The sequence below is a fragment of the Paenibacillus silvestris genome, from assembly GCF_009882985.1.
GTDB lineage: Bacteria > Bacillota > Bacilli > Paenibacillales > NBRC-103111 > Paenibacillus_E > Paenibacillus_E silvestris.
The window spans coordinates 338,199-349,572 of sequence record NZ_WTUZ01000039.1; the positions used below are offsets into that span (position 1 = coordinate 338,199).

The 11,374-nt window shown below is 46.3% G+C and carries 6 protein-coding genes; all 6 read left to right on the top strand.

All coding sequences use genetic code 11. The annotated features are described in order from the left end of the window. The first annotated feature begins 48 nt into the window (after positions 1 to 48). The 6 genes from GQF01_RS30850 (at position 49) to GQF01_RS30875 (ending at position 11,369) form a co-directional block, all read left to right on the top strand. Positions 49 to 894 (top strand): carbohydrate ABC transporter permease, encoded by an 846-nt coding sequence (locus GQF01_RS30850; protein ID WP_161411137.1) that lies wholly within the window; start codon positions 49 to 51, stop codon positions 892 to 894. Continuing rightward, positions 891 to 1,715, top strand: coding sequence for a carbohydrate ABC transporter permease (locus GQF01_RS30855; protein WP_161410896.1), 825 nt, complete (start codon positions 891 to 893; stop codon positions 1,713 to 1,715). The genes GQF01_RS30850 and GQF01_RS30855 overlap by 4 nt, the downstream gene beginning before the upstream one ends. A gap of 268 nt (positions 1,716 to 1,983) precedes the next feature. Further along, on the top strand, positions 1,984 to 4,017 hold the full coding sequence (locus GQF01_RS30860) for an efflux RND transporter periplasmic adaptor subunit (protein WP_161410897.1): 2,034 nt from the start codon (positions 1,984 to 1,986) through the stop codon (positions 4,015 to 4,017). Next, entirely contained in the window at positions 4,014 to 7,160 is a 3,147-nt protein-coding gene (locus tag GQF01_RS30865; RefSeq protein WP_161410898.1) for an efflux RND transporter permease subunit, read from the top strand. The genes GQF01_RS30860 and GQF01_RS30865 overlap by 4 nt, the downstream gene beginning before the upstream one ends. A 54-nt stretch (positions 7,161 to 7,214) precedes the next feature. After that, a complete protein-coding gene (locus GQF01_RS30870) occupies positions 7,215 to 10,037 on the top strand; it encodes an RCC1 domain-containing protein (protein ID WP_161410899.1) in 2,823 nt (940 codons plus the stop codon). A 180-nt stretch (positions 10,038 to 10,217) separates the two neighbouring features. Continuing rightward, on the top strand, positions 10,218 to 11,369 hold the full coding sequence (locus GQF01_RS30875) for a S1C family serine protease (protein ID WP_235960691.1): 1,152 nt from the start codon (positions 10,218 to 10,220) through the stop codon (positions 11,367 to 11,369). Positions 11,370 to 11,374: the final 5 nt, after the last annotated feature.

The following is an 11,374-nucleotide window of genomic DNA, read 5'->3' on the forward strand; positions in this document are numbered from 1 at the left end:
TGAGCCCACGTGCTGAAACGCCTTGTCAAAGACCATACATCATTGATTATGTTCGTGCTGCCCGCTTTTATCATGTATGTGACATTTCTAGTTATTCCGATGCTCCAAGGCTCTTACTACAGCTTTACGAACTGGGATGGCTTGAATAAACATTATACCTTCGTTGGGCTAGAGAATTTCATTGAAGCTATTCGCGATGATGCGAACTTTCGAACGTCGATTCTATTCACGGCTAAATATGTCTTGTTTGCTGTCGTTTTTCAGAACGCGATCGCATTGCTGCTTGCCCTAATGATTGAATCACAAAGCAAAGGCAAAGGATGGCTTCGAACCATCTTCTTCATGCCTAGCATGTTAAGTATTATCATAAGTACTTTCATGTGGGTGTTCGTATTTACCAAGGTCATGCCAGCTTTGTCCAAGTATGCCGTCTTGAAATTTCTCGATATTTCCTGGCTAGGTGACCCTAACATTTCGTTCTACACGATCATGCTTGTTTCCATTTGGGGTGGAATAGGAACTTTAATGATTATTTATATGTCTGCCATTCAAGGTATTCCCATGCATCTCAAAGAAGCAGCTATTATTGACGGTGCGAAGCCTCATCATATGCTGCGTTTCATTACATTGCCATTGATTGCGCACGCGCTGACGATCTGCATCTTTTTAACCTTGAACAACTCGTTTAAAGTGTATGACCTTATCTATGCTTTAACAGGCGGAGGACCTGCCCGGGCAACGCAAGTTATCTCTATGAATATTCTGGAGGAGGCTTATCAGCGCAATTTCAGGTATGGGTATGCCAGCGCGAAAGCGATCATTCTCTTCCTGATCATACTTGTCATTACGCTTATTCAAGTTTCCGTCATGAAGAAACGGGAGGTAGAGGCATGAACAAGCGGCATTATGCAGGGCTGTCTCTATTGGCGCTAAGCATCCTGGCGATTTTCTTCCTTTTTCCAATTTATATGGCCATATTGAATTCTTTCAAAACACAAGGAGAGATGTACAGCTCCGTTCTTGGCCTACCAGTGAAGTTTCACATTGAAAACTATGTGCAAGCCTTTAGCAAGGCGAACATGCTCAAGAGCGGTTGGAACACAATTGTTGTAACCGTAACAGGCATTGTCGTCATCGTGTTATGCAGCTCTCTAGCGGGATATAAGCTCTCCCGAACGCCTGGGAAACTGAGCAACGCCATTTTCTTGCTATTCGTATCTTCTATGCTGATCCCTTTTCAGACGATTATGGTTACTTTAACGAAGATGGCCAAATCGCTGGGTCTCCAAGGCTCTCCATTCGGTCTAGGCATTGTGTGTGCCGGCTTGGGCGTTAGTATGGCTGTGTTTCTGTACCATGGATTCGTGAAAGGCATCCCGCGTGAGTTAGATGAATCGGCGAAAATGGATGGATGCAGTGAAATTAAAACCTTTTTCATGATTATTTTGCCGCTGCTGCTTCCGATTACCTTTACGATTGGTATTTTGAATCTGTTGTGGCTATGGAACGATTTCCTGTTGCCCGTACTAATGCTAACCGATTTCCGCCAATATACATTAGTTTTGACAATCAATATGTTCTTCGGCAAATATAGCCGGGAATGGTCGTTGATTCTGGCCTCGCTGATTTTGTCATCGATTCCGATTGTTATCATATTTGCTATATTTCAACGTTGGATTATCCAAGGAATTACAGATGGGGCGGTAAAAGGCTAGCCATGTGGCATGAAATGCGAGTATAAGTCTTAGGGAAATTTGTCGAATTTAATCGAATTTTATTTGTGAAACCACCCGAATGGGGTGGTTTTTTAGGTTATTCAGGTCTATTCAGGTCTATTCAGGTCTATTATCCTAGGGATATCGTGTCTTCTTCCTTGTTTTTACATATTCTTCACATTTCAATCACACTTTTATCATGAATGTCAAATATGGTGAGAGGGAGCATTTGCCCAAATGAAATGAATCAGACGGAGGTTTCCATCCCATGAGGAAGTACAGTTCACTCAAGAGTACCACAATCATCGCAGTCGTTACCGCGATAACCGTCACCATAGCAGGCTGCAGCACGCCAGCAAGCACTGCTAAACCAGGGGCAAACGGACGAACGGGAACACGTCAGATGGCAGTAGAAACACAAGTTGTTAAATTGTCGGACATTGGTGGCGGCCAAGTATTTACGGGCTCGATCACGCCGGCTTTCACTACGAATCTTTCTTCCAAAGTGAATGGCCGCATAGCATCCCTTGATGTTAATATCGGGGATAAAGTGAAAGTGGGACAGGCTTTAGCGCACATCGATACAAGCACGCTTCAGCAATCTATCGAGCAGACCAAAAGCGATTATGCGTTAAGTCAAGTGCAGTACAACAAGGTAGTGAATGATCAAGCGAATAGTTTAGCTTTAGCACAGAAGACGCTAGCTGTTCAGCAAGCTGCTTATGAGAAAACGATTAATGATCAGAAGAATGCCGTAGCTTTAGCACAAACACAATTAAATAATGCGATTACGACACAACAGAACTCTATTGAATCAGCCAAACAAGGAGTCTCTTCTGCACAGGTAGGCTTCAGTAAAGCACAAGCTGATGCTGCTACCGCAGTGACTGTCGCGCAGACGAACTTGAATTCACAGTTAGACAGCTTATTAACGACACAGAATAATAATATAGATACCTCACAACTGAACGTGCAACAAGCTGTTGCTGCCTATAATGCAGCCGCTCAGTCGGGAAGGGACATTGACACTGCCTTCGCGAAGCTGCAAACGACTCAACTTGCGTTGCAGCAAGCGCAGCAAGCTCAATATAAAGACACACAGTCAGCGCAACAATCGTTGACGAACTTGCAAAATGCGTTGTTGACCGCACAAAGCTCCCAAGCCGTGCAAGTTGCACAAGAGTCTTTGAATTCAGCATTATTAACACTTGCTAATACACAAGCGACAGCTTCAGCTCAGCTTGATCTTAGTCGTACACAGCTAGCACAAACACAATCCTCTCAGGATATTTCCAAGAACAGTGCGGAAGCTGCCCTTGAGCAATCTAAGCAAACGCTGAAAGCAGCCCAATCTACGGATTCCTTGCAAGTAAGCGCTGCTCAGCTTCAGCAAGCTGAAACAAGATTGAGCATCTTAAGCGAACAGCTTCAAGATGGTGTGTTAACGAGCCCCGTTGCGGGGATTGTAAGCGCAATTCTAGTACCAGTCGGGCAGAATGCGGGCCAAGCTGCCGTCATGTCGATCTCTACAGTAGATCCATTATTGGCAACAGTCAACGTATCTGAAGCATCTATTGGGAAAATCAAAAACGGTTCTCCCATGTCGGTTAAAATCCCTACACTAAATAAATCGTTCGATGGAACGGTATATTCCGTCCATCCAACCATGGACTCTACTTCCAAATCTTTTCTGGTCGACATCAAAATTAATGATGATAACCATGAAGTATTACCGGGCATGTTTGCCGAATCCTCACTCAAAAGTGAAGGCAAACAATCCATTGTTGTACCTGCAGACGCAGTGCTTAGCCAACCAAGCGGTAATGCCGTATACATAGTTAAAGAGGGGAAAGCGTCGAAGGTACTTGTCAAAGTAGGTGTGATGACGAGTGCATCCTTCGAAATTATCAGCGGTCTGAAGGTTGGAGATGAGCTTGTCGTTAAAGGGCAAGAGCTGCTTTCTGATAACGTTCCGGTACAGATTAATCAACCAGGACAAGAAAATGGAGCAGGCAAAGGCCAAGGTCAAGGCAAGAGCGGTGGTCAAGGACAAGCCGGTCAGAATGGCCAAGGACAAGCCGGTCAAGGCAATCAAGGCGGCCAAGGCCAAAATAGAAATGGCGGTCAAGGCGGTCAAGGTGGCCAGGCTGGGCAAGGCGGAGGTCAAGCTGGTCAAAGCAGGAGCGGCGGCCAAGGACAGAGCGGACAAGGCACCCAAGGTAAGGGAGCTGATCCTTCAGGAGCTAAGCCAAGCGGCAATGGCGCTGATGCAGCAACTCCGAAAGCGGGGGCTGGACAGTGAAATTAGCTAATTTCTCCGTTCATCGCCCAGTCACCATCTTAATGATCATGATTTCGCTCGTGATCGTGGGCTCGATTGCGATTCCGCTTCTGCCCGTGGATCTGTACCCGAACCTGGAAATTCCGTCTGCCACTGTATCGGTTTCTTGGAGCGGCGCGTCGCCAGGACAGATTGAACAACAGATTACGAAGCCGATTGAGAATGCAATGGCCACCGTCACAGGAGTAACGAGTATATCCTCAAACTCACGTACAGGCTCAAGTAACGTTACATTGCAATTTAATTATGGCACGAATATTGATCAGGCAACATTAACCATGAGGGACAAATTAGATCGTGTCCGAAGGCAGCTTCCTGCGGATGCGGATGCGCCCGTCGTTTCACGTGCTGATCCGAACAGTACACCGATCATGACGCTAGCCCTGTATGGTAAAACCGACCTTGTCACACTTCGCGACATCGCTGACAATATTGTGAGTCCTGATGTCCAGCGTTCTGATGGCGTTGCATCGGTTGGCGTCACTGGCGGACGTGTCAGACAAATACAAATTCTCGTAGAACCAAGTCGCTTGCAGCAATACAATATCTCATTCAGTACCTTGGTTTCCGCACTCGGTAATGATAATTCGTCTACCGACGCTGGACTTGTCAATAAAGGGAGTCAACTGGTGCCCTTGCATATTGACGGAGAATTCAAATCAACGGCTGATATCGGCAAAGTCCAAGTACAGCTGGGGCGTGGACAAACGATCGCTTTAAGTGAGCTCGGCAAAATTATAGACACTTATCAAGATGTTACGCTGGAAGCGCGTAAAGATGGAGAAGTCAGTGTTTCTCTCTCTGTACTCAAGCAATCGGACGGCAACACAGTTTCCGTATCTAGCAACATTCAGAAGTCGCTGCAAGACATTCAGTCTAAGCTTCCGGAAGGTATGCATGTCGCGATATTGAATGATTCTGCCAAGTTTATTCGCGATTCCTTGCGTACCGTTGTTGAACATACGCTGCTCGGAGGCGTGTTCTCGGTCATCATCCTGTTGTTCTTCTTGCGAAGTGTTAGGGCGACTCTCATTATCGGCGTCGTAATTCCGATTTCCATCATAAGCACATTCAGTATGATGTATTTCGGTCATCAAACGATTAACACCATCACACTTGGCGGGTTGGCACTTGGTCTCGGTTCACTCGTAGACTTCGCCGTCGTTGTCTTGGAAAGTATTTTCCGTAAACGACACGAAGGCTTGTCTCCGGAAGAAGCCGCCAAAGTGGGAACGGCCGAGGTGGGTACAGCAGTTATGGCTTCGGCATTGGCACAAATAGCGGTTTTTGCACCGACGGCATTCATCAGCGGCTTGGTCAAACAATTTTTCTGGCCAATGGCACTAGTTGTTTGTTTTTCACATGTAGCCGCATGGTTTGCAGCTGTTACTTTAGTGCCGATGTTGGCTGCCAAAATATTGCGTCGTAAGGTCGATGAAGAGCTGCCAACGGGTAGAAGCTTTAATCCATTCGTTTGGTTCGGCAGAGGCATGGAGTTTATGACAAAGGTTTACGCCAGACTACTGCGCTGGTCCATGCTCCATCGCTGGGTCATTATTTCCATTACAGTTCTGCTATTCGCTGCGAGCGTGTATTCGGTTCGTTTTGTAGGCAGTGAATTAACACCCAAAACAGATCAAGGACAAGTGAATTTAAATATTAATTTGCCGCAAGGGACAGATTTCGCGGTGACGAATCAAGTAGCTACTACGCTGGAGACAAGATTGAAAGATGTGCCGGAAATAGACACCGTCTTTACTTCAGTTGGTTCGGCTGGCGGAGGAGCCTTTCAATCAGCAGCAACCAATACGGGCAGCATCCAAATTCGATTAAAACCGCTCAGCGAAAGAAAGAAAAGCACCGATCAAGTTGCTGAACAAATCCGGAGCCTCACAACGGGCTTTGCGGGAGCACAAATTGGAGTAAGTGTTCCGGCAGGTGTACGTCTGCCAGGGCTTGGCGGTGGCGGTAACTTTGGTGGCGGCGACGTTCAAGTTAATTTATCCGGACCGGATTTAGCCGTCTTACAGAAGCTGGGCGATCTCGTTGCACAGGAAATCACTTCCGTAGAAGGCACACGAAATGTGCAAAATACGTTGGATCGTTCGATTCCACAGTTTAATTTAACGATTGATCGTGATGCAGCAGCTCACTACGGTGTTTCGTTAAGAGATGTGATGACAGCTTTGCGCACAGCTTATCAGGGAAGTGTGGCTACACAGTTTAAAACAGCAAGTTCACAAATTTCTGTTCTAGTGAAGTATCCAAATGATTTTACGAACAAGCTGGAGAATTTCAACAATGTGACGATTAATACGGCAAGTGGTGCGATTGTCCCTGTCAGTCTCATTGCCAAGGTTGAGCCAGGTACAGGTCCTGCACAAATCCGCAGACAAGATCAGAACCGTGTGGCAACCGTACAAGCTTCCATATTTGGGGCTTCTGTTGGTGAGGTATCGGCGCAGGTTAAGCAGAAAATTGATGCGATTCAACCACCGGATGGTTATCAAGTTACGATGGGCGGTCAGCAGGCCAGCCAGAATGATTCTTTTAAAAGCTTATACTTAGTGCTTATTCTATCCGTTGCCTTGGTGTACATGGTTATGGCAAGTCAATTTGAATCGTTATATGGACCGTTTATCATCATGTTCTCCTTACCGCCAACTTTCATTGGCGCCATACTGGGGCTTTTGGTCACACATCGTACGATTAATATGAACTCTATCATTGGCATGATCATGCTCGTGGGCATTGTCGTTAATAATGCCATCGTATTAATCGATTATACGAATCAATTGCGTGCCAAAGGTATGCCGTTATTCGATGCTCTTATTGAAGCGGGCAAAGTGCGCTTACGTCCTATTCTAATGACTACAGCGACTACTGTCCTTGCGATGGTACCGCTTGTTATCGGGTTTGGTGAAGGAGCGGAGACACAAGCTTCCATGGCAACAGTTGTAGCATTTGGTTTGACCTTATCCACACTAGTCACTTTAGTACTGATACCTGTTGTTTATACATTGCTGGATAGTTGGAAAAATGGTATCACGAAAAGATTTAAACGCAAGCCTGCAATTGTCCAGGAGCAAGGGACTATAGCCTAGTTATAGGGGATTACGAAGATAGCTTCCATATGGAAAGCTTTAAGGAGAAGGAACATGAAAACAGTGAAACGCAACGTTACTTTCTGGCTGCTAGGTTTTCTGCTTTTTAGTTCCTTTACAGCTTTCTCGGTATTTCCCGGGAAAGTTTTTGGGGAAACGAATAGCACTATTACCGCCACTTCAGATGTAAACTCGGCTTCAGCTTCGATTCAGCAAATTCGAGGCGGGAAAGGTTTTACGGTTATTTTGAAGAAAGACGGTACCGTTTGGACATGGGGAAATAATCTTCGTGGTAAATTGGGGTCAGGCCTTAATAACCGCGATCAGGCTACACCAGTCAGTGGATTGTCCGGTATTACGTCAATTGCGGTTGGTTTAACGCACTCCTTAGCCCTCAAATCGGATGGCACCGTATGGTCTTGGGGAGAAAACACATTTGGTCAGTTGGGTGACGGCTCCAACATAGATCGGTCGACGCCTGTTCAGGTGGCAGATCTTACCCATGTGACTGCGATTTCCGCAGGTAATTTCCACTCTGTTGCGATCAAAGATGACGGAACAGCCTGGAGCTGGGGAGACAATACGTACGGCCAACTCGGAGATGGTACGAATACGGCCCAAAATAAACCCGTTCAAGTCGTAGGCAACATCGTATCTGTTAAAGCAGTAGCGAGCGGAGCATACCATACCTTGGCGCTTGATCAGGATGGCGTTGTCTGGGCATGGGGTGATAATTTCTTTGGTGAACTAGGCTATGGTTATGATCAGAACCGATTGAATACGCCTATTATGGCAACAAACACGAATTGGCATATTACACAGATCGCTGCCGGATTCGACTTCTCCTTAGCGCTTAAGGATGACGGTACCGTGTTAAATTGGGGACTGATCGATTCGGATCCAAGCACGATGTATAGTGTTGTGACGAACAATGCGCAGGATGAACATAAGTTCCCCGAGCTTATCACCGGGTTTGATCACGTGACTCAAATAACGGCTGGTAGTTCGCATGCTGTTGCATTAAAAGAGGATGGCAGCATCTATACGTGGGGGAATAATACCTCTGGTCAATTGGGCATAGGAACCGCATACGATGGGAAAACGTGGAGCCGGGCATTCCCCGAGCATGTCAATGACTTGCCCGAAATAGCTGGGATAGGGGCCGGTTCCAATTTCACTTTTGCTATCGATAAAGCAGGTAAGCTATGGGCATGGGGGAACAACAGTTACAGTCAACTCGGCGACAAGACGCTGAATAATCAAGCTGCCCCTGTTCAAACACAGGCGAACGAATGGCTGAACCCTCCGGTGCTGCAGCCCGGCGAAGGAACGGTTTTGATTAAATCTGCTAGACAGCTGCCTCTTACAGCAAGTGAAAGTAATACATTTGTTATCAAAAATAATCAGCTGTACGGTTGGGGGAGCAATACGTTCGGTCAACTGGGAGACGGTACTCATACCTCTGCCATATCTCCGAAAGCTCTAAATCTAGACGGGATTGCTGTCATTGAAGGCGGTGATACGCATATGGTTGTCGTCAAACAGGATGAAACCCTTTGGACATGGGGACAGAACTTCTTCGGTCAATTAGGGGATGGAACAACGACACCAAGCGCTGCACCTGTGCAGGTGAAAGCATTGAACGGTGTTGTATCTGCAACTGCAGGAAGTAATCATACATTGGCACTGCTTAATAATGGTTCTGTTTGGAGTTATGGAGACAATACGTATGGGCAATTAGGTCATGACACGACAGCGGCGTCAAACCAAATTATTCAACTGTCGAATATCCTTGCTATCGCTTCAGGCGCTAATTTTAACTTGGCCCTAGAAAATACGGGGAAAATATGGGCTTGGGGAGATAATACGAGTGGACAGCTGGGAGACGGGACGCTGGCTAGTAAGCAGCAACCTGTTCAAATTAATGGGTTAACTGGTGTTGTCGCGATTACAGCCGGTAAAAACTTTGCACTTGCTCTAAAGAATGATGGCACAGTCTGGGCGTGGGGTTACAATGCCTTCGGACAATTAGGAAACGGAACAACCATCAACCAACCAAAGCCAGTCAAAGTAACGCAGTTGCCTTCCATGAAATCCATACATGCGGGCTCTTACCACAGTCTAGCGATTGCAAATGACGGAAGTGTTTGGGCTTGGGGGCAAAACCTTTTTGGACAAATAGGCGATGGTACCAAGGCTAATCAAAACAAACCGGTACAACTTAAGGGAATCGCCAATGCAGATGACGCTGCCGCAGGCGGGACTCATAGCGTAGTGAAAGCAGCGGATGGAACCATTTGGACATGGGGCGGCAATTACACAGGCCAATTAGGAAGCAATTCCTTAGCCAATCGTAATCTGCCGGCTGTTGTAACTGGACTAAGCGCTTCTTTCAATGATTTGGAAGGCCACTGGGCGAAGGATAATATTCTTCAAGCAGCTGAAAAAGGAGTTGTGAATGGCTATAGCGACGGCAGCTTTCTTCCTGATCGCGTCATTACAAGAGGTGAATTTCTGAAGCTCGCCGTTACAGCTATGCATCTGCCTATTGCTTCAGAAAACGCCAGCGGAGTCTGGTATCAACCTTATATTGATGCTGTACAAAAGACTGGGATTCTGCAAAGCGGGGATTTGCAGCAAGGCTGGGATCTTCCTATTACACGTCAGGAGATTGCCACAATTGCCCTCCGTGCGGTAAGCCCGGATTTGCAAAAAGCAAATACAGCCATTGAGCCGAACTTTGTGATGAGCGAGGCAGTTAGCAAGGGAATCATACAAGGTTTAAGCAACGGTAGCCTGGAGCCGAATGAGGCAACGACACGAGCGCAAGCGGTAGTGGTCGTCGAACGCATCGGAAACATGCAACAAAGCAAGTGAATTTAGTGAAATAGGATACAGCTGGAACACAACGAGTGAAGGTTGCTCGGGTGATCCGGCTGTATTTTTTTTACATTGTAATATTACTCTAAAGTTAAATTTTCCATATAGCCTCATTTCCATATTTATGTATAATAGGAAGGGGGAAAGTTTCCATAAACTAGGTAGGGAGAGATTTATTTGAAACATCAGATTCGCTATGTAATATTTACTTTACTAGCACTCTCATTTTGTGGGGGGAATGGACAAGTATTCGCAGCCGAGGCCACGAATGCCGGAGTGACAGCCAGTGTTTCGCATTGGCAAACGAAGGAGCTGGATGGTGAGGTTTATGTGAAGGCTTCCGACGTTGTCAAAACATTAGGAGGCAGCGGGAACTACCGGGCTGAAGAGAACGACTTTACCTATGCGTCAGGATCACGCGTAACGGAAGTAGTGAAAAAGGTTTCTCCATCCATTGTGGGGATTATCGGCAAGCCGATGAGTGGGAGTCAAGCTTCGTCGGATAACCGTTTTAATTTAGCTCATGGCACTGGAATTATCGTTAAATCCGATGGGCTCATTGTTACGAATGCGCATGTAGTCGAAGACATGAAGCAGATTATTGTTGTGACCTCAGAAGGGAAGCAATACGCGGGTAAAACGATACATTTGGATGAAGAAAGCGATTTGGCGGTCGTTCAGATTGACGCTAAGAATTTATCGGCAGCCACTTTTGCCAAAAGCAGCAATGTCGAGGTCGGTGAACTAGTTGTGGCGATCGGTACACCTATTACTTTTGCTCTTCGCAACTCAGTTACCTATGGAGTAATTAGCGGGACTGATCGCTCCTTGCATTCCACCTATCGATTGCTCCAAACTGACGCGGCCATTAATCCAGGCAATAGCGGTGGAGCCTTGGTTAATCTGCAAGGTGAGGTAATTGGAATTAATTCGTTGAAGTTATCGGCGGCAGGTATCGATGGACTTGGATTCGCTATTCCTTCAGACACGGTACAATACATATTAGATCAGTTTGTAAAATATGGGAAAGTTAAACGTCCTGCGCTTGGTCTGGAAGTTGAGGAAAGCTGGGCGGCTGTTGTCGGGCTTCCTACGGACGAGCCGCTTAAGGTTTCGCGTGTGGACCCGCATACGTCCGCTGCTGATGCCGGGATTAAAGAGGGGGATGTTCTGTACTCCGTGAATAATTCCAATGTGAAAACACTGGTCGATTTAAATGAACTTTTGAAGCAATACTTACCCGGAGACAAGGTTACTTTGACTCTGCAATCTAACGGAGACATTATCCAAAAAGAAATTACATTGCTGGATGCTACCCAAACCCAATAAACTCG

Coding starts and splice junctions, on each gene's coding strand:
- GQF01_RS30850 (WP_161411137.1), top strand. CDS start 49: ATGTTCGTGCTGCCCGCTTTTATCATGTATGTGACATTTCTAGTTATT.
- GQF01_RS30870 (WP_161410899.1), top strand. CDS start 7,215: ATGAAAACAGTGAAACGCAACGTTACTTTCTGGCTGCTAGGTTTTCTG.
- GQF01_RS30860 (WP_161410897.1), top strand. CDS start 1,984: ATGAGGAAGTACAGTTCACTCAAGAGTACCACAATCATCGCAGTCGTT.
- GQF01_RS30855 (WP_161410896.1), top strand. CDS start 891: ATGAACAAGCGGCATTATGCAGGGCTGTCTCTATTGGCGCTAAGCATC.